Source organism: Solilutibacter silvestris (assembly GCF_050574925.1).
Lineage (GTDB): Bacteria > Pseudomonadota > Gammaproteobacteria > Xanthomonadales > Xanthomonadaceae > Solilutibacter > Solilutibacter silvestris_A.
Map to the genome: position 1 here is coordinate 734,482 of NZ_JBCMOO010000002.1, position 22,694 is coordinate 757,175.

Annotated in this window: 16 protein-coding genes and 1 riboswitch; of the genes, 8 read left to right on the plus strand and 8 right to left on the minus strand. The window is 65.4% G+C overall.

Annotated elements, in window-relative coordinates:
* Window positions 1-116 precede the first annotated feature (116 nt).
* Together ABE093_RS03950 and ABE093_RS03955 are read right to left on the minus strand one after the other, a co-directional pair.
* Window positions 117-1,733, minus strand: coding sequence for a M20/M25/M40 family metallo-hydrolase (locus ABE093_RS03950; RefSeq protein ID WP_430759539.1), 1,617 nt, complete (start codon window positions 1,731-1,733; stop codon window positions 117-119).
* A 26-nt stretch (window positions 1,734-1,759) separates the two neighbouring features.
* A complete protein-coding gene (locus ABE093_RS03955; RefSeq protein WP_430759540.1) occupies window positions 1,760-3,385 on the minus strand; it encodes an alpha/beta hydrolase-fold protein in 1,626 nt (541 codons plus the stop codon).
* A gap of 134 nt (window positions 3,386-3,519) precedes the next feature.
* Here ABE093_RS03955 and ABE093_RS03960 point away from each other — a divergent pair, with 134 nt between their 5' ends.
* Complete coding sequence (locus ABE093_RS03960; RefSeq protein ID WP_430759541.1) at window positions 3,520-4,707, plus strand: serine hydrolase domain-containing protein; 1,188 nt, start codon at window positions 3,520-3,522, stop codon at window positions 4,705-4,707.
* A 46-nt stretch (window positions 4,708-4,753) separates the two neighbouring features.
* Here the strand turns inward: ABE093_RS03960 and btuB are convergent, their stop codons facing one another.
* On the minus strand, window positions 4,754-6,628 hold the full coding sequence (gene btuB, locus ABE093_RS03965; RefSeq protein ID WP_430759542.1) for a TonB-dependent vitamin B12 receptor: 1,875 nt from the start codon (window positions 6,626-6,628) through the stop codon (window positions 4,754-4,756).
* A gap of 111 nt (window positions 6,629-6,739) precedes the next feature.
* Window positions 6,740-6,938, minus strand: a riboswitch (cobalamin riboswitch).
* 52 nt (window positions 6,939-6,990) lie between these two features.
* On the opposite strand from btuB, the gene ABE093_RS03970 reads away from it, so the two are divergent.
* The 4 genes from ABE093_RS03970 to ABE093_RS03985 all read left to right on the plus strand — a co-directional run bounded on the left by ABE093_RS03970 (window position 6,991) and on the right by ABE093_RS03985 (window position 12,660).
* Complete coding sequence (locus ABE093_RS03970) at window positions 6,991-7,887, plus strand: 2OG-Fe(II) oxygenase (protein ID WP_430759543.1); 897 nt, start codon at window positions 6,991-6,993, stop codon at window positions 7,885-7,887.
* A gap of 10 nt (window positions 7,888-7,897) precedes the next feature.
* Entirely contained in the window at window positions 7,898-8,524 is a 627-nt protein-coding gene (locus ABE093_RS03975; protein ID WP_430759544.1) for a ParB-like protein, read from the plus strand.
* Window positions 8,521-10,125, plus strand: coding sequence for a SulP family inorganic anion transporter (locus ABE093_RS03980; protein ID WP_430759545.1), 1,605 nt, complete (start codon window positions 8,521-8,523; stop codon window positions 10,123-10,125). The genes ABE093_RS03975 and ABE093_RS03980 overlap by 4 nt, the downstream gene beginning before the upstream one ends.
* Window positions 10,126-10,254: 129 nt before the next feature.
* Window positions 10,255-12,660: a TonB-dependent receptor plug domain-containing protein gene (locus ABE093_RS03985; protein WP_430759546.1), complete on the plus strand. Its 2,406-nt coding sequence runs from the start codon at window positions 10,255-10,257 to the stop codon at window positions 12,658-12,660.
* Window positions 12,661-12,721: 61 nt separating this feature from the next.
* Here ABE093_RS03985 and clpB read toward each other — a convergent pair whose 3' ends face one another.
* Window positions 12,722-15,310, minus strand: a complete 2,589-nt coding sequence (clpB, locus tag ABE093_RS03990; RefSeq protein WP_430759547.1) for an ATP-dependent chaperone ClpB — start codon at window positions 15,308-15,310, stop codon at window positions 12,722-12,724.
* Window positions 15,311-15,451: 141 nt separating this feature from the next.
* Here clpB and ABE093_RS03995 point away from each other — a divergent pair, with 141 nt between their 5' ends.
* Together ABE093_RS03995 and ABE093_RS04000 are read left to right on the plus strand one after the other, a co-directional pair.
* Window positions 15,452-16,768, plus strand: coding sequence for a M20/M25/M40 family metallo-hydrolase (locus ABE093_RS03995; RefSeq protein WP_430759548.1), 1,317 nt, complete (start codon window positions 15,452-15,454; stop codon window positions 16,766-16,768).
* A gap of 138 nt (window positions 16,769-16,906) precedes the next feature.
* The gene (locus ABE093_RS04000; protein WP_430759549.1) at window positions 16,907-17,665 is read left to right on the plus strand and encodes a YidB family protein; all 759 of its coding nucleotides are present in this window, start codon (window positions 16,907-16,909) and stop codon (window positions 17,663-17,665) included.
* Here the strand turns inward: ABE093_RS04000 and ABE093_RS04005 are convergent.
* From ABE093_RS04005 to rluD, 3 genes are read right to left on the minus strand one after another with little or no spacing between them, the layout of a single operon-like run.
* Complete coding sequence (locus tag ABE093_RS04005; RefSeq protein WP_430759550.1) at window positions 17,637-18,230, minus strand: DUF4166 domain-containing protein; 594 nt, start codon at window positions 18,228-18,230, stop codon at window positions 17,637-17,639. The genes ABE093_RS04000 and ABE093_RS04005 overlap by 29 nt on opposite strands.
* Window positions 18,215-19,000 (minus strand): peptidoglycan editing factor PgeF, encoded by a 786-nt coding sequence (gene pgeF, locus ABE093_RS04010; RefSeq protein ID WP_430759551.1) that lies wholly within the window; start codon window positions 18,998-19,000, stop codon window positions 18,215-18,217. Before pgeF ends, ABE093_RS04005 begins: the two co-directional genes overlap by 16 nt.
* Window positions 18,997-19,938: a 23S rRNA pseudouridine(1911/1915/1917) synthase RluD gene (rluD, locus tag ABE093_RS04015; RefSeq protein WP_430760080.1), complete on the minus strand. Its 942-nt coding sequence runs from the start codon at window positions 19,936-19,938 to the stop codon at window positions 18,997-18,999. Before rluD ends, pgeF begins: the two co-directional genes overlap by 4 nt.
* A 163-nt stretch (window positions 19,939-20,101) precedes the next feature.
* Between rluD and ABE093_RS04020 the strand changes: the two genes are divergently transcribed.
* The gene (locus tag ABE093_RS04020; RefSeq protein ID WP_430759552.1) at window positions 20,102-20,962 is read left to right on the plus strand and encodes an outer membrane protein assembly factor BamD; all 861 of its coding nucleotides are present in this window, start codon (window positions 20,102-20,104) and stop codon (window positions 20,960-20,962) included.
* A 57-nt stretch (window positions 20,963-21,019) separates the two neighbouring features.
* Here ABE093_RS04020 and ABE093_RS04025 read toward each other — a convergent pair whose 3' ends face one another.
* A complete protein-coding gene (locus tag ABE093_RS04025; protein WP_430759553.1) occupies window positions 21,020-22,651 on the minus strand; it encodes an NAD+ synthase in 1,632 nt (543 codons plus the stop codon).
* Window positions 22,652-22,694: the final 43 nt, after the last annotated feature.

Consider the following 22,694-nt stretch of genomic DNA (forward strand, 5'->3'; position numbering starts at 1 on the left):
GCGGTCCGCGTGCGGTGCTCGCAATGCTCATGTACTACTCGTACGCTGCGCTTGCTGCGCTCCACCACGAACCGCAGGCCTTCGCTCGCGACGGAACGTGACGGTCCGACTGCTTCTTAGTCCTTGTCGGGATCGTCAACCTTGAATGGATTGCTCTTGCTCGGCGCGGTCGGCAGCGGCGGACGCGGCAGCACGGCATCGCTGTTCGCGGCCTGCCACAGCATCGCCGCCAGCACCGTCGCGGCCTGGCGCACGTCGTCCGGCGGGGCATGGTCGAGGGTGTCGATGTTCGAGTGGTGGACGCGGCTGCCGTAATCAAGCGGATCCTGGATGAACTCGAAGCCCGGCAGCCCGACCGCCTGCATGTACTCGTGGTCGGTGCCGCCGGTGCGGCTGGTGACCACGGTGCCCGCCCCCATGTCGGCGAACGGACCCAGCCATTTCTTCAGCAGCGGCTCGGCCGCCACGTTGTTCTCGGCGTAGATGCCGCGAATCTTGCCGGCGCCGTTGTCGAGGTTGAAATAGGCCTTGAGCTGGTCGTAGTCGGCGCCCTTGGTGATCGGGAACTGCGTCGTCCATTTGACGAACTTGTCGACGCCGTAGGCGTTGCGGTCGACCGGGCGGGTGGCGAGATGCTTCTCGATGTAGGCGATCGAGCCGAGCAGGCCCTGCTCCTCGCCCGACCACAGCGCGAAGCGGATCGTCCGCTTCGGCTGCACGCCGAGGCTCTTGATGATACGCGCGGCCTCGATCACGATCACGCTCGGCACGCCGTCGTCGGTCGCGCCGTCGCCTGCGATCCAGCTGTCGAAGTGGCCGCCGGCCATCACGTAGCCGGACTTGGGATCGCTGCCGGCGATGTCGGCGATCAGGTAATCGGCGGTGGTGTCCGCATCATTGGTATGCGCGGCGATGGCGAGGCTGATCACCGGTGGCTTGCCCGTGGTCTCCAGTCGCGCCAGGCGGCGATAGTCTTCCGACGACAATTCCATGAACGGCAATTCGAGCCGCTTGGCCGGATCGATGTTGTACCCCTCGCCGCTGACCAGGCTGTTTTCGCGATAGCTCTTGCGCACCATCGCGACCGCGCCTTCGGCCTTCAGGAATTGCGAGAGTTCGCGCGCGAACGACACCTGCTTGGTGAAGCCCTTGTAGGGCTCGAGCTCGTCGCTCGGCAGGTCGTACTTGTCGAGATCGGCGAGATCCTTGCTGTCGAGGCGATGGAATTGCCCCTTCTCCGACTGGCTGGCCTCGCCCGGCAGGCTGACCAGCACGATCTTGCCGGCAAGCTTGCCGCGCCACTTCTCGAAGTGTTCCTTCTTGCTCATCGGCGCCAGGATCACCGGCGCGGTGATGGTGCCATTGGTCGGCGGCGTCCACGCCACCGGGATCGCGCGCATCGTGATCGCGCGCGGCTGCACCACCCTGGCGTCCCAGGAGTCGAGGTTCCAGTTGACGCCGAACGGATACGACTCCTTGTGGACGTTGCTCAATCCATACGTGCGGAACTTGCCCAGCGCCCAGTCGGCGGCCTTGTCGAAATTCTCGGAATTGGTCAGGCGCGGCCCGATGCCGTCCATCAATTCCGAAGCATTGGCCATGGCCTGGCTGTGGCTCAGGCCTTCATTGATGATCTTCGCGATCTGCGCATCGGTGGCGTCACCGGGCGCTGCCTGCAAAGGGCGTGCAAGGAGAAACAACGTGGTGGCGACGGCAAGGAGTTTGCGTTGCATGTGTGCGTTTCCTTCGGGGGATCGTGTCATTTCGCCGGCGCTTCGACCGGCACCTTGGGCAAATCGGCGGGCAACTTCGCATCCGGGCGCGCGACGCGATACATCTCCCATGCAATCACCCGCGACAGCGCGCGACGATCGCTGCCGATGACGTAGAGATCGCCGTGGGTGCGATCGGGCACGAAGCGGAAATCGGTCTTGGCGCCCACCGACTTCATCGCGGCCTCGAGCTTGCGCGCGGCGCCATCGAGATAGAACGTGTCGGCGGTGCCGACGATCAGGTGGACCTTGCCGTCGAGATCGGGCTTGAGCGTGTTCCATTGCGTGGTGATGCGATGGGCGACGTCGTAGTGATCGCGCCAATAGGCGACGACTTGCGGATCGACCGCACCGGTACGGCGATCGAACATCTGCATCGGCCGGCCATCCGTGCCGCGCGGCGAAAACACCCATTCGAACGAAGCCATCTGCCCGCCGACCGGGCCGGTCACTTCCTCGAGCTTGGCGAACTGCTCGAAGCTGGCGATCACCTTGGCGTGGTCGCGCACCAGCGGAATTTGCGATCCGTCCGCACGGCGATAGACATTCGCATTGGGCGCGTAGAGATCGGCACCGGTGAAATCGTGGAAGTCGCTGGGATCGGGCGAGGTCGGCCAACCGCCACCGAAGACCTTGGGGTAGCGCACCTGCAGCCACAGCGATGCCCAACCGCCCGAAGAATGCCCGGTGACGAAACGGCTCGCCGGCTTGCCATCGGTGCGATAGTCGCGATCGACTTGCGGAATCAGCTCTTCGGTGAGCGCAGCGCCCCAGGGCCCGTTGTTCACCGAGTCGGCGAATTCATGCGTGCCGGTCGCGCTCGATTCGTCGAGGAAGACCCAGATCATCGGCGGTGTCTCGCCCTTCTCCATGCTGGCCGATGCCGATGCGGCGGGATATAGCGAATTGCGCAGGTTGCCGCCGAAACCGTGGGTGGAATAGGCGATCGGATAACGCGTCTTGCCCGTGTCGTAACCGGGCGGGAGCACCACCCAACCGCGCATGTGGATCGGGCGACCCCAGAACGCACTGAGTTTCGGGCTGACGATGTCGAGCAGCTTCACGTGCGGCTTGGCGGCCAGCACCTGCGTGCGCATCACCTCCGGCATGCCCTTCGGCAGATCCCAGTAGTCCCCTGGCGCCGCTTCGCGCTGGTCGAGCATCAGCAATGGAAGATCGCCACCCTTGCCGAGGGTGATCTTCTGCGGCGTGCTGGAGATGTCATCGCTACTGCCGCCGTAATTGTTGTCGCGCGCGGTATCGAGTACTGCCTGGATGTAGTAGTCGCCCGCCGGCAATGCCGCGAGTCCGGTCGGATACGCCACCGTTTCGGTATCGACCACGAAAGCCTTGCCGGCATCGAGCCCCGGCACGTCCATGCCAATCAGCGCACCGTTGCTGCGTCCAAAGGGGCTGACCTCGACCTGGGTGACCTTGCCGTCCTTCGCGGCCTTCTCGGCTTCCGCGGCCGGTTGCAGGCTGACCAGCAGGCGACCCGATGCCGCAGCACTCCCTGCGGGCAACTCGACGCGCAGTGGCGTCCCGGCAAGGGCGGATTGGCTGGCAACGATCAGCGCAAGCGCCAGTGCATGGCGCGGCATCGATTTCGACATGGCACGACTCCCCGGGGATGAATTCCCCGAGTGTGCGCCGGGAGATGGCCTGCGGCATATGCCACAGGTCACCTCCCCTTGTGCCGATAAAGCAGGCTAGGCTCCACGGAGGAATTCATGCTTTGGGAGCGACCATGAAGCGCATTTGCTTGCTTGCACTGCTGTTGTTCGCCGCTCCTCTCATCGCGCGCGAACCGGGAAAGCTCCCCGCGAACCCTGCCATTGACGCGCACGTCGAAAAGCTGATGGCGCGCACCGGCGCCAAGGGCTTGGCCATTGCCGTCATTGATCGCGGCAAGGTGACCTACGTCAAGGCCTACGGCGCGAGGAATGCGAAAGGCGAACCGCTGCGCACCGACACGATCATGTACGCCGCGTCAATCACCAAGGCGGTGTTCGCCTATACGGTGATGCGGCTAGTCGATCAAGGGCGCATCGATCTCGATACACCGATCGCCGCCGACCTCGACAGGCCGTTACCCGATTACGACACCGAGGCGATCCATCCCCACAAGTACGGTCCGTACAAGGACCTCGCGGGCGATGATCGCTGGAAGAAGATCACCCCGCGCATGGTGCTGACCCATTCAACGGGCTTCCTCAACTTCTACTGGCTCGAGCCCGACGAGAAACTGCGCATCCATTTCGAGCCGGGTTCGCGCTTCAGCTATTCGGGCGAAGGGATGATCCTGCTGCAGTTCGCGATCGAGAACGGCCGCAAGTCACAGGGCTTGGGCATGGATGTCGGGGATCTGGCGCGGGAGAACGTGTTCGCGCCGCTCGGCATGAAACGCAGCTCGCTGATGTGGCGTGCGGACTTCGCGGGCAATCTCGCCGATGGCTGGAACGACAAGGGCAAGCCGCGACCACACGACGAGCGCTCGAAGGTTCGCGCTGCCGGTTCCATGGACACCACCATCGACGATCTTTCCAAGTTCGCCGCCGCGCTCGTGAGCGGTACGGGTCTGTCGCACGCCTCGCGAGCGGAGATGGTCAAACCGCAGTTGCATATCGGAACGCGGACGCAGTTCCCGACCATGCAAAACGACCTGCCCCTCGACCAGCAGCGCAAGGACCTGTATGCCGGGCTCGGCGTGGTCGCATTCGATGGTCCGCAAGGACACGGATTCTTCAAGGGCGGCCATGACGAGCAGACCGGCAACACGCTCGTCTGCGTCGAAGCGCAAGAGCGCTGCGTGCTGGTCCTTGCCAACGACGTGCGCGCCGAAGCCGGCTTCGCCGACCTGGTGCGCTTCATCCTTGGCGACACCGGCGTGCCTTACGAATGGGAATACGGCGACCAGGCCGGCAAGTCGAATTGAATGCAAGCCGACGCCGCTTCGCGGCGTGGCTTGATTCAGGCGTTCCTTACTGCTTCGGCGACCAGCGCACGCTGAACATCAGCGTGCGACCGGCCTGGTTGTACCAGCGCGCGGTTTCATAGGCCTTGTCGAAGATGTTCTGCGCCGTCAGTTGCAGCGTCCAGGCCGTGTCCGGGCGATAGGCCAGGCGCAGGTCGCTGGTGGCGTAACCGCCCATGCGCACCTTGTTGGACGGATCGTCGAAACGGTGGCTGGCGGCATTGATCGATGCACCGACGCTCCACTTGCCGAACTTGCGATCGGCGTCGATGCGTCCCATGCGCTGCGGACGACGGTTGAGCAGGTTGTCGTAGTCGGCGCCCACCGTGCGGTTGCGTGGATCGATCACACTGGCGGTCGCGTTGATGTCCCACTGCGCCAGCGTGGTGCCCAGCGAAGCTTCGACGCCATCGACGCGCGCACGCTGGATGTTGTCGGGCATGCCCCACGGGCTGCGCGGCGAAGTCAGGAACGGATTGAACGCGATCAGGTCGTGCAGCTCGTTGCGATAGGCATGCACGCTCCAGCGACCCCAGCCCTGCGAACCGTCGACGCCGAGTTCGATGCTGCGCGAGGTTTCCGGACGCAGGTTCGGATTGCTGAAACCGGGATAGTAGAGATCGTTGAAGGTCGGCGCGCGGAAGGCGGTGCCGTAGCTCGCGCTCACGCGCAGCGCCTTGGTGATGTCCCAGCCCCAGGCGACGTGGCCGGTATCGTGCTTGCCGAACTGGCTGTTGTCCTCGTGGCGCGCGCCCAGCTGCAGATGCTGCGAACCGAAGTCGCCGCGCCAATCGGCGAACACGGCGTGCGTATTGCGACGCGTGGCATCGAAGACGGTGTCGCTGGCCAGCGAATCGCGCTGCCAATCGACGCCGACGGTGGCGAGATTGGTGCGCGTGCCGATGTCGGCCTTGAGGCTGGCGGTGTCGCGGCGCGTGTTGATGTAGCCCGCGAAACCGTAGCTGCCATAGTTCTTCGACTGGTCGTCGTTGCGGCCGGCATTGAGGTCGAACGCCAGCCACGCCAGCGGCGCGTACTGCACGTGCGCGCCAGCGACCTGCTGCACGATCTTGCTGCGATTGGCCCAGGAGCCGTCGTACTCGTTGTCGCCCTCGATGCGCATCACGCGGGCATCGGCCTTCCAGGCATCGTTGAAGCGGTAGCCGAGCGCGACGTTGGCGGAACGGTTGCGATAGCCATCGCGATCGGGCTCATACGTGCCACAGCCGGCGAAAGTGATCGGATCGCCATTGCAGGCGTTGAAGCCGCGGGTGCGGTCGTAGCCGACGTTGGCGGAATACCACAGGCCACCGTGGCGACCGTCGATGCCGGCGTCGCCCTTCCAGGTGTCGTAGGTGCCGAAGGACACGCCAACATGCGGCGCCACGCCATCGGCATTGGGACGACGGGTGAAGATCTGGATCACGCCGCCCATCGCTTCCGATCCGTACAGCGACGACATCGGGCCGCGCACGATTTCGATGCGCTCGATCTGCGACACCGGGATGTCGGTGAGCGCGGCGAAACCGGCCGAGACCGAGCCGACCTTCACGCCATCGATCATCACCAGCGTCTGGCCGTTGCCCGTGCCGCGCATGAAGACCGCCGAGACCTTGCCTTCGCCGCCCTGGTTGTAGATGGCGAGACCGGGCTGGCCGCGCAGTAGTTCCGGCAGCGACGACGGCTGCAGGCGTTCGATGTCGGCGCGGGTGATGGTGGTGCTGGCGGCGAGCGAGGCCGGGCCGCGTTCGCTGCGGGTGCCGGTGACGCTGACGGTGCCGAGATCGCTCTGGTCGGCCTGCTGTTGCGCGAATGCCGGCGACGCGGCAATGGCCAGCGCGATGGCGAGCACGCGCGGGGAAAGGGTTTGGTTGGATGGCATGTTGGCTCCTGCTCCGCGCCTGCCCGCGCGGAGAAAGTCGATGGAAACGACATGCAGGAGCGCGTAACGGACACGCGGACTGGCCGCGATCACCGCCACCATGCCCACCGCATGTCCGGGAATGCTTCGGCCGGTCTCCGGGCTCGCGAGCGTTGCGGAACGGCGCCTTCCCATGCTCGAAGCACAGTGGCATTCGCCTGTCCTGAACCCTTGAGGGTTCTGCTCGCCTACCGTTGCGGGGGCAGCTCCGGAATTTCACCGGATTCCCGTTTCAACCGCTCGCGCGGTCACCGAGGCCCGCACAGTCTACCCGATCGCCGCCGGCTACACTGGGCGCTGGCAACGCTGCACACTCCGGACCCATGAGCCTGCAACTGCATATCGACCTCGCCCGCTGGCTGCGCGATCGCCTCGACGACGGCACCTCGCGCGAGATGGTGATGGCCTCGATGCTCGGCACCGGCTACGACGCCAAGACCACCGAACAAGCCTGCGCGCTCGCCTTCGACACGCCGGCAAAGCTCGACGAAATCATCGCCAAGCAGGCCAAGGCCGCCGAAAACGCCAAGCCCGCCGCCACCTGGGCCGAGGAATTCACGCCCGCGCATCCGATCCCGATGGCGGAAGCGCGCAATCGCGTCCCCGCCGATCATGGCGACATCCAGATCGTTGCGCGCTCCGGCCGTCCCTACGTGCTGGCGCTGGCGAACTTCCTCACCGCAGACGAATGCCACGAACTGATCGAATACGCGCGCGGCCGCATCAGCCGCGCCACCGTGGTCAACAGCGTCGATGGCGGTGACCTGGTGGACGAGCGTCGCACGAGCGAACTGGTGATGCTGCGTCTGGCCGAAACGCCGCTGATCGATCGCATCGACAAGCGCATCGAGGCGCTGACCGGCATCCCGGTGCCGCACGGCGAAGGCCTGCAGGTGATGCGCTACACGGTCGGCGCCGAATACCAGGCGCATTACGACTATTTCGATTTCGCCTCGCCCGGCGAAGCCATGCACCTCAAGTTCGGCCAGCGCGTCGCGACGCTGGTGATGTATCTCAACGATGTCGAGGGCGGCGGCCAGACCACCTTCCCCAATGGCGACATCGAAGTGGTGCCGCAAACCGGCAACGCGGTCTATTTCGCCTATACCGATCGCGAAGGCCGCAGCGACACCATGTCCTTCCACGGCGGCGCGCCGGTGACCGCGGGCGAGAAGTGGATCGCCACCAAGTGGATGCGCGAGCGCCCGTACCATTCCTGAGGACTTCGCGATGCCGAAGAAATCGAAACCGTTCCACCCCACCATCGCCACGCTCGACCTGCGCGCGGCGCGTCCCACCCAGATTTCCGTCGGCATGGCCGAAGTGGACGACAAGCGCCGCGAGTGGCAGAAACTCGGACGCAACAAGCGCCAGGAGATGATCGGTTCGCACGTCTTCCCCGGCGTGCTCGGCCCGGATCGACAGATCTACATCGTCGACCACCACCATCTTGGTTTGGCGATGCTGCTCGACGGCATCACCACTGCAACGGCGATGATCCAGCGCGACTTCTCGATGCTGGAAGGATCGGTGTTCTGGCGGACGATGGAATATTTCCGCTGGGCCCATCCCTACGATCGCGACGGCCATCGCGTCGCCTTCTCGGAAATCCCGGAATCCCTGCACGAGATGCAGGACGATCCCTATCGCGCGCTGTCCGCTTACGTGCGCACGCATGGCGGTTATGCCAAGGATGCCTTGCCCTATTCGGAATTCCTCTGGGCCGATTTCTTCCGGCCGCAGTTCAAGCTGAAGAAATCGCGCCCGGCCAAGGCCGACATCAAGCGCGCGGTGGAGCTGGCGCAACAATCCGATGCGTCCTACCTGCCCGGCTGGAGCGGACCGCACCACGCGTGAACACGACGCCCGCTGCTTCCGGCTTGCGCGGCGACGTCATTGCCGGATTGTCGGTCGCCGCATTGCTGGTGCCGGAAGCGCTGGCCTACTCCGGAATCGCCGGCCTGCCGCCCAGCGCGGGCGTCATCGCATTGCTGGTCGGCCTGCTGGTGTACGGCGTGCTCGGCCAGAGCCGCTTCGCCATCGTTTCCGGAACGTCATCGGCGGCGGCGTTGCTCGCGGCCGATATCGCCGCGGCGCATTCGGCCGTCGATCGCACCGCGTTCGCAGCCACGCTGGTGATCGCCACCGGCATCTGCTTCGCAATCGCGGCACTGCTCAGGCTGGGCGGATTGTCGAACCTGATCGCGCGACCGGTCCTGCGCGGCTATGCCGCCGGACTCGCCTGTGTCATCGCCATCAAGCAATGCGCGCATCTCGTGCAGGTTCCGTCGACGCAAGCGCAACCGTTGATGATGTTCGCGGAACTGCTGCAGGGATATTCGCGCTGGGCGTGGCCGAGCCTCGCCACCGGCATCGCGGCACTCGCATTGCTGTTCGCATTCGCACGCCTGCGCAAACTGCCGGGCGCATTCGTCGTCGCCGCGGTCGGCATCGCGTTGTCGCCATGGTTGTCCGCGCATGGCGTCGCATCGGTCGGCCCGTCGACGCTGCTGCCGACATTCGCCGCGCCTGCGTTGCCGCCTGCAGGCGAATGGCTGGGCACGCTGCAACTCGGCGCCGCATTGGTGCTGGTGCTCTACGCCGAGTCCTACAGCGCGATCACCGCAGCGGCGATGCGCCACGGCGATCCGGTGCAGCGCAATCGCGACCTGTTCGCACTCGCCGTCGCCAACGTTGCGTCGGGCGCGTTGCGCGGACTGCCGGTCGGCGCCGGCTTCACCGCCACCAGCGCCAATGACGATGCCGGTGCGCAGTCACGCCGTGCCGGACTCTTCGCGGCCCTCGCCAGCGCGATCCTCGTCATCGTCTGTGCGCCGCTGATCGCGCGCATCCCGCTGCCGGTGTTGGCGGCGATCGTCATCCATGCCGTCTCCGGCGCCTGGGCGCCTTCGGCGTTCCGGCCCTATTTCCTGTGGCGGCGCGATCGCCTGTTGCTGATCGCCGCGGCGATCGCGGTGCTGGTGTTCGGCATCCTCAACGGCCTGCTGATCGCCGTCGTGCTCAGCATCGTGCTGTGGCTGCACCAGGTCTCGACGCCGCGCCTGAGCGTGCTCGGGCGCCTGCCCGGCAGCCACGATTTCGTCCGCATCGACCAGCATCCCGATGCCCGCGCCGTTCCCGGCTGGTTGGTGCTGCGTCCCGAGGAACCGCTGTTCTTCGGCAATGCCGCGGCGATGTTCGATGTCGCCCACACCCGCGTCCTCGAGGCTCACGGCATCCACACCGTGGTGGTGAGCCTGGAAGCCTCCTCCGACCTCGACGGCACCTCGGTGGAAGTGCTCGGCAATTTCGCCACCTGGTTGTCCAACCGCGGCATCGGGCTGCGGATCGCCCGCCCGCGCCAGCGCATCGTCGACCTGCTGGACCGTGCCCGCCTGCCGGACCTGCCGCCCGCGGACCTGCGCTACTGGAGCGTGGATGACGCAGTCCACGATTGATTCGTGTGAAACCGTTTACGCGATTCGTTGAAAATGCGTTAAAAAGGAATAACGTCATGCCTGCAGATGCAATTGACGCACTGCAACATCAATGTTAATTCTGCGTTAACTCAAACAAGGAGGTCACCCATGACCCGTCTTTCCCTGCTTTCCGTGGCCATTGCCGCCAGCCTTGCCAGTCCGCTGGCCGCCTTCGCCCAGACCGCTGCCCCGGCCGCGCCGGCAGCCCAGGCCGACAAGAGTGATCTCGACAAGGTCGTGGTCACCGGCACCCGTACCAGCACCCGCACCGTCGTGACCTCGCAGTCGCCGATCGACATCGTCTCGGCGGAAACGCTGAAGGCCACCGGCACCTCGGAGCTCGCGACCGCATTGTCGCGCGTGCTGCCGTCGCTCAATTTCCCCCGCCCGGCCCTGACCGATGGCACCAGCGCGATCCGCCCGGCGCAGCTGCGCGGCCTCGCGCCCGACCAGGTGCTGGTGCTGGTCAACGGCAAGCGCCGTCACACCTCCTCGCTGCTGAACATCAACGGTTCGGTGGGTCGCGGCTCGGCGCCGGTCGATCTCAACACCATTCCGATGTCGGCCATCGACCATGTCGAAGTGCTGCGTGACGGTGCGTCGGCGCAATACGGTTCCGACGCCATCGCCGGCGTCGTCAACGTGATCCTGAAGGGCGCCGATCACGGCGGCAGCCTGTCCTATTCGCAGGGCAAGACCGCCGAAGGCGATGGCGAACGTGTCGAAGTCGCCGGTGACGCCGGCTTCAAGTTCGCGGGAGAACGCGGCTCCGTCCATCTGTCCGCACAAGTGAACCGGCAGGAACACACCAATCGCGCAGGCCCGTACCAGGGCGCGCCGTCGCCCGCGCAGGCGGCGGTCGGCCAGACGGCCTTCATCTTCGGCGAGCCTTCGGTTCGCGCCCACGCAATCTCCGTGAACAGCAGCTTCAAGATCAACGACAAGATCGAGCTGTACGGCTGGGGCACGGCGAGCAACCGCAACATCACGTCCTACGCGTTCTTCCGCGCACCGGGCAGCGCCAACAACGTTCCCGCGGTCTATCCGCTCGGCTACGTGCCGGAGATCAACAACATCTCCAAGGACAACTCGGCTGTGCTGGGCGCACGCGGCACCCTCGGCAACGACTGGGATTGGGACCTGAGCTACAACTACGGTTACAACCACCTCGATTTCTATACCCGCCATACCCTCAACGTCGGCCTTGGCACGGCTTCGCCCACCCAGTTCTACGACGGCGCGCTGGAAACCACCCAGAACGTCGTGAACCTCGACCTGCGCAAGCAGTTCAACATCGGCGCCGCATCGCCGCTGAGCGTCGCCTTCGGCGCCGAATCGCGCTACGACAAGTGGAACCAGTCGCCGGGCGAATACCTCTCCTACGCCGCGATCAACCCGAACAGGCCAGGTGCGCAGGGCTTCGGCGGTTTCGCGCCGTCGGTGTCCGGCCATTACCACCGCCGCAGCTACGCCGTGTACGCCGATGCCGAAACCGACATCACCAGCAAGTTCAGCGCGGACGCGGCGGTGCGTTACGAGCACTTCAGCGACTTCGGCAGCAAGACCTCGGGCAAGCTCTCGGCGCGCTACGCCTTCACTCCGAACTTCGCCTTGCGCGGCACCGTCTCGACCGGATTCCGCGCACCGTCGCTGGCACAGCAGTATTTCCAGACCGTCAGCACCAACTTCCTGGCAGGCAATCCGAATCCGTTCGAAATCCGCACCTTCCCGGCCAGCAGCGCGACCGCCAAGGCTTTCGGCGCCGAACCGCTGAAACCTGAAACATCGAAGTCGGCCAGCCTCGGCGTGGTGGCGCAACCGTTGCATGGCCTGTTCGTGACCGTGGACGCCTACCAGGTGAACGTGAAGGATCGCATCGTGCTGTCCTCCAACCTCACCGGCAATGGCGTGATCGCGTTGCTTCAATCGCAGGGCATCTTCGGCGTGACCGGCGGCCGCTACTTCACCAATGCGGTCGATACCCGCAGCCGCGGCGTCGACCTGGTGAGCAGCTATCGCTGGCGCCTGGACGGCGGCAGCACGCTCGACCTGACCGCCGGTTACAACTACAGCAGCACCAAGATCACGCATATCGCGCCGAATCCGGCAGTGCTGCAGTCGGCCGGCCTGAACCTGCAGCGCATCGATCGCACGGAAATCGGCCGCATCGAGGAAGGCTTCCCGCGCAACAAGATCACGCTGTCCGGTTTGTGGAAAGCGCGCAACTGGGAGGCCTCGCTGTCGGGCACCCGCTATGGCAGCGTGACCTCGCGCGTGGTGCCGCCGACGACCACGATCGACCAGACCTACAGCGCGAAGTGGATCGCCGATGCGGCGGTCAGCTACAAGCTGGGCGGCTGGAAGTTCACGGTCGGTGCCGACAACCTGTTCAACACCTATCCGGACGAGAACGCTTTCGTCAACTCGACCAGCGGCCAGTTCCCGTACAGCAGCCTGTCGCCCTTCGGCTTCAGCGGTCGCTACGTGTACGGCAAGGTCGGCTTTAGCTGGTGATTGCCGGCTGACTTCCGCAACAACGACAACGGGCCGCGAGGGCCCGTTGTTTTTTGTGCGATCACTTCACGAACACCAGCTTGCCGCCCTGCGCATCGACCTTCACCACGTCGCCGTTGCCGAAGTGCCCTTGCAGGATCTCGCTGGCGAGCGGGTTCTCGATCTGCTGCTGGATCGCGCGCTTGAGGGGGCGCGCGCCGTAGACCGGATCGAAGCCGACGTTGCCCAGCAGTTCGAATGCCTTGTCGCTGAGCTCGATGCCGATGCCGCGCTCGGCCAGGCGCTTCTCCAGGCCCTTGAGCTGGATCGCGGCGATCTGCTTGATCTGGGCCTTGGTCAACGGGTGGAACACCACGATGTCGTCGAGGCGGTTGATGAACTCGGGACGGAAGTGCGCCTGCACCACGCCCATGACGGCGGCCTTCATCTGCAGGTAGGCCTCCGGTGAATCATCACCGGCAATCTCCTGGATCTGGTGCGAACCGAGGTTCGAGGTCATCACGATCACGGTGTTGCGGAAATCGACCGTGCGACCCTGGCCATCGGTGAGGCGGCCATCGTCCAGCACCTGCAGCAGGATGTTGAACACGTCCGGATGCGCCTTCTCGACTTCGTCGAGCAGCACCACGCTATAGGGGCGACGACGCACGGCCTCGGTCAGGTAGCCGCCTTCCTCGTAACCGACATAGCCGGGAGGCGCGCCGATCAAGCGTGAGACGCTGTGCTTCTCCATGAATTCGCTCATGTCGATGCGCACCATGGCATCGCCCGAATCGAACAGGAAATCCGCGAGCGCCTTGGTCAGTTCGGTCTTGCCGACACCGGTCGGGCCGAGGAACAGGAAGGAACCACTCGGGCGATTGGGATCGGACAATCCCGCGCGCGAACGCCGCACTGCATCCGACACCACCTTGATCGCCTCTTCCTGGCCCACGACGCGCGTACCGAGGTGCTGTTCCATCTTCAGCAGCTTGTCGCGCTCGCCTTCCAGCATCTTGCTGACCGGAATGCCGGTCCAGCGCGACACCACTTCGGCGATTTCCTCGGCAGTGACCTTGTCCTGCAACAACTTGAAGCCGCTCTTGTCGGCCTCGCGTTCCTGCGCCGCGTGCAGCTCCTTTTCCAGCTGCGGCAATTCGCCGTACTGGATCTCGCTCATGCGCGCGAAATCCTGCGCGCGCTGCGCGGTCTCCAGGTGCAGCTTGGCTTCCTCGATCTTTTCCTTGATCTTGGTCGCGCCCTGCAACGTGGCCTTCTCGGACTTCCAGATTTCCTCGAGGTCGTTGTACTCGCGCTCGAGCTTCGAGATCTCGTCCTCGAGATCGGCGAGGCGCTTCTTCGAGGCGTCGTCCTTCTCCTTCTTCAAGGCCTCGCGCTGGATCTTGAGCTGGATCAGGCGGCGTTCCTTGCGATCGAGTTCTTCCGGTTTGGAGTCGATCTCCATGCGGATGCGCGATGCCGCCTCGTCCATCAGGTCGATGGCCTTGTCGGGCAGCTGGCGATCGGCGATGTAACGGTTCGACAGCGTGGCGGCGGCGACGATCGCCGGATCGGTGATCTCGACGCCGTGGTGGACCGCGTACTTCTCCTTCAACCCGCGCAGGATGGCGATGGTGTCCTCGACGCTGGGTTCACCCACGTACACCTTCTGGAAACGGCGTTCCAGCGCCGCATCCTTCTCGATGTACTTGCGGTATTCGTCGAGCGTGGTCGCGCCGATGCAATGCAGTTCGCCACGCGCCAGCGCCGGCTTCAGCATGTTGCCGGCATCCATCGCGCCATCGGCCTTGCCGGCGCCGACCATGGTGTGGATTTCGTCGATGAAGAGAATGATCTGGCCTTCGTTCTTGGCGAGATCGTTCAACACCGCCTTGAGGCGCTCCTCGAATTCGCCGCGGAACTTGGCGCCGGCGATCAACGCGCCCATGTCGAGCGAGAGCAGGCGCTTGCCGCGCAGCCCTTCCGGCACTTCGTTGTTGATGATGCGTTGCGCCAGCCCTTCGACGATCGCGGTCTTGCCGACGCCGGGTTCGCCGATCAGCACCGGGTTGTTCTTGGTGCGACGCTGCAACACCTGGATGCAGCGGCGGATTTCCTCGTCGCGGCCGACCACCGGGTCCATCTTGCCCTTCTCGGCGCGCGCAGTGAGGTCGATGGTGTATTTCTCCAGCGCCTGGCGCTGTTCTTCGGCGTTCTCGTCCTGCACTTTTTCTCCTCCCCGCATCTTGTCGATCGCGGCCTCGAGCGCCGCACGATTGCCGCCCGCCGCCTTGAGCGCGCGACCGGCGTCACTGTTGTCGTCGATCAGCGCCAGCAGGAACAATTCGCTGGCGATGAAGGCGTCGCCGCGTTGCTGCGCCAGTTTGTCGGTGACATTGAGCAGGCGCGCCAGATCGTTGCCGACGCTGATGTTGCCGGCCTGGCCGCTGACCTTGGGCAGCTTGTCGAGCGATTCGACCAGCCGCTCGCGCAGCACCGGCACGTTGACGCCAGCCTGCGCCAGCAACGGGCGGGTGCCGCCGCCCTGCTGCTCGAGCAATGCCAGCAGCAGGTGGGCGGGTTCGATGATGGAATTGTCGCGGCCGATCGCCAGCGATTGCGCATCGCTGAGCGCCTGCTGGAACCGCGAGGTGAGTTTGTCCATGCGCATGGAAGATCCTTGGAAGGGCCGCCTGCGTGACGGCCAACAATACGCCTGAAATGTGGCTTTTGCCCGCGTTCTCAAGGCACGACTGCGTGCCTGTGCGGCGCCTGAGTTATCGTCGACTCATCTCCGCCGGAGCACGCCGACATGCCATCGATCACCCGCCTCGCCTGCGCCGCGATTTCCTGCCTGTTGTTGGCCGGTCCCGCGTGGGCAGCGGATGGACTCTCCCCGCAGGAACGGAAAATCTCGGCAGCGGTCGACGCCGGCTACGAGAACGACATCGCCATGCTCGCACGGCTGGTCGAACAGAACAGCGGTACCTACAACCTGGCCGGCGTGGAAGCGATCGCGCGAATGCTCAAACCCGAATTCGAGGCATTGGGGTTCCGCGTGCAATGGAAGCCGATGACGCAGACGAAGCGTGCCGGCCACCTGGTCGCCACCCACGCCGGCTCCGGCAAGGGCAAGCGGATCCTGCTGATCGGCCATCTCGATACCGTGTTCGAGGCCGACAGTCCGTTCAAGGGCTTCAAGCGCGAGGGCGAACGCGCCATCGGACCGGGCGTGGGCGACGACAAGGGCGGCGACATGGTGATCCTCGCCGCGCTGCGCGCGATGCAGGCCGCCGGCACCTTGCGCGATGCCGATATCGAAGTGGTCCTGACCGGCGACGAGGAAGACGTCGGCAGTCCGTTGGACATCGCGCGTGCCGACCTGATCGCCGCCGGCAAGCGCGCCGACGTCGCGCTCGACTTCGAGAATCTCTCGCAGCAGGACGGACGCGACATCGGTTCGATCGCGCGGCGCTCGTCGAACATCTGGACGCTCACCGTCAGCGGCAAGTCCGGCCACAGTTCGGGGATCTTTTCGGAATCGCAGGGCGACGGCGCGATCTTCGAGCTCGCGCGGATCATCGCTGCATTCCGCAGCGAACTTCCGGAACCCAATCTCACCTTCAACGTCGGCCTGATCGGCGGTGGCCAGGAAGCGGCGTTCGATGCCAGCAAGTCGCGCGTCAGCGCCAGCGGCAAGGACAACATCATCCCGCCGGTCGCGGTCGCGCGTGGCGATTTCCGCACGCTCAGCGTCGAGCAGACCAAGCGGGTTCGGGAAAAGATGCAGGCGATCGTCGCCCGCCACCTGCCGAAGACCGACGCCACGATCGAGATCGAGGAGCACTACCCGCCGATGGCGCCGACCGCGGGCAATCGCGCGCTGCTGGCGAAACTCAACGACGTGAACCGCGATCTCGGCCTGCCGGCAATGGCCGAACTCGATCCGCTCAAGCGCGGCGCCGGCGACATCTCGTTCGTCGCTGCGGACACCGATGGATTGATCGGCATGGGCGTGTCGGGATCGGGCAGCCATGCGCCTGGAGAAACCGCCGATCTCGATTCCATCAAGCGACAGGCCAAACGCGCTGCGATCCTGATGCATCGACTTGCGCAGACGCCGCGTTGAGCCCTTGGTATCCCTGCGTATTCACTTTCTGTTCCGACGCCGTTTAGGAACACATCCACGACGACCGTTAGCATCAACGCATAACATTCATATTCAAACCATGTGGTGCAGGGGGCGCCGCTCAACCGGAGAGCCCCGATGTTCGATGCCGTCGTCAATGATTTGTCCGATCGTTATGGATTGGGCGATCGCAGTCCAGAGTTGTTCGGCCTGCTGGTCGGCTACATTTTCAATGATCGACGCGGCGGCTTCGGCGGCTTCGTCGAAGGATTCCGCGAACAGGGCCACGGCGACATGGTCACGTCATGGCTCGGCAACCCGCGCAATGGCCGTGCATTGAACGCCGGTGACGTCGGCACCGTGTTCGGCCAGGGCCTGCTCAACGACTGGAGCACCCGTCTCGGCACCAGCCGCGCCACGTTGTCCGCCGCCATTGCCGGCGTGCTGCCGCGCATCGTCGGCGAACTCACCCCGAATGGACGATTGCCCGGGAACGTCGCGCCGACGCGCGCATACGAATCCACCGCCGCCGACGAACCTGTCGTCGAAACGGTCGAATCCTCGGTGATGGAAATGCCGACACCGATCATCCCGACGATCGCACCGCAATCGTCGTCGCTGCGTTCGCCGAATTCGGTCCCGAAAACGCCGCCGAGCCGCGCCGAAGAGATGGCCGCCGCGTTCGCCTCGCCGGCAATCAACTCATCCGCGGGATTCGCCGCCGATCCCCGTGCCGACCGTCAGCCGTATCACCGGCCGTCGGCAAACAAGCAACGCGGCATGGGCTGGCTGGTGTGGCTCATCATCATCGCCGTGATCGCCGGCGCCGGTTACTACGCCTGGTGGAGCGGCCAACTCGATCCCTGGCTCAAGCAATTCGGCCTGATGCCGCGCTGACCGCGGCTGTCCCTGCGCCATCGTCCGGCTCCAGCCAGCCCTCGTAGCGGATCAGCAGGCCGAGCACCGGCAGCCTCGCCTCGACGAAGAAGCAGTAGCGACCTGCATCATCCTGCGATTCGCGGCAACGCACGCCATCGAACAGTTTTGCCGGCAACGGGACGATGCCAAGCACCCGCGCGCGCTCCACCGTCCACGCCAGCTCCTTGTCGACGCGCACCAGGCGATACGCGAACGTGCAGGGCCCCAGGCGTTCCTTCAGCAGGCCATCGCGGGCCTGCAATCGTGTCTGCATCGATGCGCTGCCGAAACGGCGCTGCCACGATTCGCTTTCCGGGCTCGCATTGAAGCGGATTGCGATCGGCGCGTCCTCCATTGCTGGCGGCAAGCGCGCGATGCGTGCCAGCAATGCCTTGGGCAGGCCGCGACCGCGACGGACGCTGGCGATCCCGGCATAGCGGAATTCGCCGCGCCGGCCATGCAATGTCTTGATGGCCGGCGCGAGGTGGAAGAACTCGGCGCCAAGCAGGCGCTGGAACAAGGTGATGCTCAAGGTTCGATCCATGCGAGCGTCGCCATGCGTCCGCTGTTGCGGCTCCCATCAGATGTGCTGCGGCGATGCGAGAAAAATGTCTGCGATTCACTGATGGTGCAGTGGCTGCCGCCATGCACCTCGTTCACCCCGGCATCGGCCAGGCGCTGGCGCGCGAGCGCGTAGAGATCGACCAGCCAGTGCCCGGGGCGCGTCGCCACGAAGGCCGATTCGACACGACGGTCGGCGCGGCGATCATGGGCGAGGAACGCGTCACGCACTTCCTCGCCGATCTCGTAGACCTGCGGTCCCGCCGCCGGCCCCAACCAGGCGACGCAATCGCCGGGGGCCGCCTGCATCGATGCAACGGTCGCTTCCAGCACGCCGCCGGCAAGTCCTTTCCAGCCGGCATGCGCCGCCGCGACTTCGCTGCCATCGCGCGCAGCCACCACCATCGGCAGGCAATCGGCGGTGAGGATGGCGAGCACGACGCCGGGTGTCGACGTCACCGAAGCATCAGCCTGCCGCTCCGAATCGGCAACGGCTGCATCGACAGCTGCGTCATCGAAGCGCACCACATCAAGTCCGTGCACCTGGCGCAACCAGCGAGGCGATGACGGCAGCTCCAGCGCACGTTCCAGCAGGCGCCGATTCTCCAACGCCGATTCGATGGCGTCGCCATTGCGCAAGCCGAGATTGAGATGATCGAACGGCGGCTGTGAGACGCCGAGTCCGTGGCGCGTCGTCGTCAGCGCGCGGACGCGCGGCGGCGCCGGCCAATCGGCATCGAGCCAAGCGCTCATCGGCGGCCGCTGTTCGCTTCTTCGTGGGCGCGCGCATCGTCGCGCAGCGCCTGCATCAGGCCGCGCATGTCGGCCGGCACGTCGGCCTGACAGCGCACCATCTCGCCGGTCGTCGGATGCGCGAATTCCAGCACTTCCGCGTGCAGGGCCTGGCGCTTGAAGCCGCGCAGCGTCGTGGCCAGTTCCTCGCTCGCGCCCTTGGGCAGGCGCAACGATCCGCCGTACAGCGGATCGCCGAGGATGGGGTGCTTGAGGTGCTGCATGTGGACGCGGATCTGGTGCGTCCGTCCGGTCTCGAGCCGGCACTCCAGCGCGGTATGCGCGCGGAAACGTTCGCGCAGGCGGAAGTGCGTCACCGCGTCGCGGCCATCCTCGCGCACGGCCATGCGCAGGCGATCGCGCGGGTGGCGATCGATCGCCGCGTTCGCGGTTCCGCCCGAGACCAATGCCCCGACCACCACGGCGAGGTATTGGCGGTGGACGTCGCGCGCCGCCAGCATCTCCACCAGCTTGGTCTGCGCCGGCAAGGTCCGCGCCACCACCATCACCCCCGAGGTGTCCTTGTCGAGGCGATGGACCACGCCCGCGCGCGGCAGCGCCGCCAATGACGGATCGCGGTACAGCAGCGCGTTGACCAGGGTGCCGTCGGGATTGCCGGCGCCCGGATGCACCACCAGGCCGGCCGGCTTGTCGATCACGAACAAGTCGGCGTCCTCATGGAGGATGGCCAGCGGGATGTCCTGAGGCTCGGCGTGGGTCTGGGTCTCCTGCACCACGGCCAGCGCGACCACCTCGCCACCGCGCAGGATGTCGCGCGGACGCAGGTCGCGCACGCCGTCCACGCTGACCTCGCCGGACTTGAGCCAGGCGGTCAGCCGCGCCCGCGAATACTGGGGGAACAGCTCGGCCAGGGTGGCGTCCAGGCGTTTGCCGGCCATCGCGTTGGGGACGCTGGCGACGAGGGTTTCGGAATCGGGGTTCGGTGCGGAATCGGTCACGGCAGGCCAGATGAGTCGGGTGGCGTTCATCCGGACAGCAGGGCCGCCGGATCGGCTGGGGTATTATCGCGGTTCCGCTTTCCCGGCGTCCTGCCCGCGATCCATGACCCCACGCCTGCGCTCCATCTCCCCGGCCATCGTGCTCCTGCTGGCCATCACCGTGGCCATGACCGGCTGCAAATCGTTCGGCAAATCCAAGAAGGGCAAGGATGTCGAGGGCCAGCCCGTCGCGACGATCTACGAGAAGGCGCATGACCAGATCATGAGCGGCAGCTACGGCAATGCCGAAGAGGACTTCAAGCGCCTCATCGCGCAGTACCCATACGGCCCGTACGCCGAACAGGCGCTGATGGAAATGGCCTACGCGCAATACAAGTCGAACAACAACGACGACGCGATCTCCTCGATCGACCGCTTCCTGCGCACCTACCCGACCAACCGCAACGTGCCGTACATGTATTACCTGCGCGGCCTGGCCAACCAGTCGCGCAACGCGGTGTTCCTGCAGCACGTGTTCGACCTCGACATGAGCCAGCGCGACCTCGCCGCGCCGATGCAGGCGTACAACGACTTCGGCCTGATCGTCGAACGCTTCCCCAACAGCCGCTACGCCGGCGACTCGCGCCAGCGCATGATCTACCTGCGCGAACAGTTCGCCCGCTTCGAACTCGGCACCGCGGTCTATTACCTGCGTCGCGACGCCTGGGTCGGTGCCGCCGACCGCGCCAAGTACCTGCTGGAAACCTACCCGCAGAGCGAATACCAGAACGATGCCGTCGCCGTGCTGGCGGAAGCCTACACGCGCCTTGGCAACCAGACGCTGGCGGATGACGCCAAGCGCGTGCTGGCCCAGAACGATCCCAACCATCCCTGGCTCAAGGGTGGCTGGCCGAAGAATCCGTCGATCTTCCACCGCCTGAACCCGTTTGCGCGCGGCGGCGACGAGGCCATCGGTCGCCACTGATCGAACAGGAATGGATGCATGAAAAAACGGGACCCGCGGGTCCCGTTTTTGTTGGTGCTATCCGCGGTACCCGTTGCTGATCGGGTAACGGCGTTCCTTGCCGAACGCGCGCCGCGACACCTTCGGCCCCGGCGCGGCCTGGTGGCGCTTCCACTCGCTGATGCGCACCAGCCGCACCACCTTGTCGACCAGCGCGGCATCGAAGCCGGCGGCGACGATCTCGTCGCGCGATTGTTCCTGGTCGACGAAACGCAGCAGGATCGCATCGAGCACGTCGTAGGGCGGCAACGAGTCCTGATCCTTCTGGTTCTCGCGCAATTCCGCGCTGGGCGGGCGCTCGATCACCGCCACCGGGATTTCCTCGCGCGCGGTCGCGGCATTGCGCCAATGCGACAGCGCGAAGATCTCGGTCTTGTAGAGATCCTTGATCGGCGCGTAGCCGCCGCACATGTCGCCGTAGATGGTGGCGTAACCGACCGCGTACTCGCTCTTGTTGCCCGTGGTCAGCAGCAGTCCGCCGAACTTGTTGCTCATCGCCATCATCAGCGCGCCACGGATGCGCGATTGCAGGTTCTCCTCGGTGACGTCGACCGCCTTGCCGGTGAACGCTTCGTGCAAGGTATCGAGATAGGCCTTGAACGGCTGCTCGATCGGCAACGCCAACAGGCGCACGCCGAGCACGTCGCACTGCTGCTGCGCGAGATCGTTGGAAAGCCCGGCGGTGTAGCGCGACGGCATCCGCACCGCGGTGACGTTGTCCGCGCCCAGCGCATCGACCGCAAGCGCCAGCACCAGCGACGAATCGATGCCGCCCGACAACCCCAGCCATGCGGTCTTGAAGCCGTTCTTGCCACAGTAATCGCGGATACCGCGGACGATCGCCCGCCACGCCAGGCTCTCGCGACTCTCGTCGGTTTCGGCCGGCCATTGCACCTGGCTGAACTTGCGCGTCGCGGCGTCGTAATCCGTTACCAGCCAATGCTCCGCGAAGGCCTGCGCCGCCGGATGCACGGTGCCATCGCCATCTGCCAGCACCGAAGCGCCATCGAACACCAGCGCATCCTGGCCACCCACCACGTTGAGGTAGGCGATGCCGACGCCGTTGTCGCGACTGCGCTCGGCCATCAGGGCATCGCGCTGCGCCGCCTTGTCGCGTTCGAACGGCGACGCATTGGGCACCAGCACCAGCTGCGCACCCGCCTTGACCGTCGAAGCGATCGGTTCCGGGAACCACAGGTCCTCGCAGATCACCAATCCCACAGGCACGCCCTCGACCTCGAACACGCAATCGTCGCGATCGGGATCGACGTCGAAATAGCGGCGCTCGTCGAACACCGCGTAGTTGGGCAATTCGCGCTTGCGATAGGTGCGTTCGACGCGACCATCCCGCAACACGCTGGCCGCGTTATAGACCACCGCGCCGGCCGATTGCGGCCACCCCACGACGGCGACGATGCCCTCGACCGACTGCGCCACCGACTCAAGAGCCAGTTCGCAGTCGCGCAGGAACGAAGGCCGGTACAGCAGGTCTTCCGGCGGATAACCGGAGATCGCCAGTTCCGGGAACATCACGACGTCGGCGCGATGGAGGTCGCGCGCCTCGGCGATCATCCTGGTGATGCGTTGCGCGTTGCCGGCGACATCGCCGACCGGAAAATCGAATTGCGCGAGTGCGATGCGGAGCGCCATGCCCAGATTCCTGCGGGTACGGCGGAATTGTAGCGGGCCGCGG

Excerpts from the sequence above, each read along its gene's own strand:
- ABE093_RS03950 (WP_430759539.1), bottom strand. The coding sequence starts at position 1,733 with ATGCAACGCAAACTCCTTGCCGTCGCCACCACGTTGTTTCTCCTTGCA.
- ABE093_RS03955 (WP_430759540.1), bottom strand. The coding sequence starts at position 3,385 with ATGTCGAAATCGATGCCGCGCCATGCACTGGCGCTTGCGCTGATCGTT.
- ABE093_RS03960 (WP_430759541.1), top strand. The coding sequence starts at position 3,520 with ATGAAGCGCATTTGCTTGCTTGCACTGCTGTTGTTCGCCGCTCCTCTC.
- btuB (WP_430759542.1), bottom strand. The coding sequence starts at position 6,628 with ATGCCATCCAACCAAACCCTTTCCCCGCGCGTGCTCGCCATCGCGCTG.
- ABE093_RS03970 (WP_430759543.1), top strand. The coding sequence starts at position 6,991 with ATGAGCCTGCAACTGCATATCGACCTCGCCCGCTGGCTGCGCGATCGC.
- ABE093_RS03975 (WP_430759544.1), top strand. The coding sequence starts at position 7,898 with ATGCCGAAGAAATCGAAACCGTTCCACCCCACCATCGCCACGCTCGAC.
- ABE093_RS03985 (WP_430759546.1), top strand. The coding sequence starts at position 10,255 with ATGACCCGTCTTTCCCTGCTTTCCGTGGCCATTGCCGCCAGCCTTGCC.
- clpB (WP_430759547.1), bottom strand. The coding sequence starts at position 15,310 with ATGCGCATGGACAAACTCACCTCGCGGTTCCAGCAGGCGCTCAGCGAT.
- ABE093_RS03995 (WP_430759548.1), top strand. The coding sequence starts at position 15,452 with ATGCCATCGATCACCCGCCTCGCCTGCGCCGCGATTTCCTGCCTGTTG.
- ABE093_RS04000 (WP_430759549.1), top strand. The coding sequence starts at position 16,907 with ATGTTCGATGCCGTCGTCAATGATTTGTCCGATCGTTATGGATTGGGC.
- ABE093_RS04005 (WP_430759550.1), bottom strand. The coding sequence starts at position 18,230 with ATGGATCGAACCTTGAGCATCACCTTGTTCCAGCGCCTGCTTGGCGCC.
- pgeF (WP_430759551.1), bottom strand. The coding sequence starts at position 19,000 with ATGAGCGCTTGGCTCGATGCCGATTGGCCGGCGCCGCCGCGCGTCCGC.
- rluD (WP_430760080.1), bottom strand. The coding sequence starts at position 19,938 with ATGGCCGGCAAACGCCTGGACGCCACCCTGGCCGAGCTGTTCCCCCAG.
- ABE093_RS04020 (WP_430759552.1), top strand. The coding sequence starts at position 20,102 with ATGACCCCACGCCTGCGCTCCATCTCCCCGGCCATCGTGCTCCTGCTG.
- ABE093_RS04025 (WP_430759553.1), bottom strand. The coding sequence starts at position 22,651 with ATGGCGCTCCGCATCGCACTCGCGCAATTCGATTTTCCGGTCGGCGAT.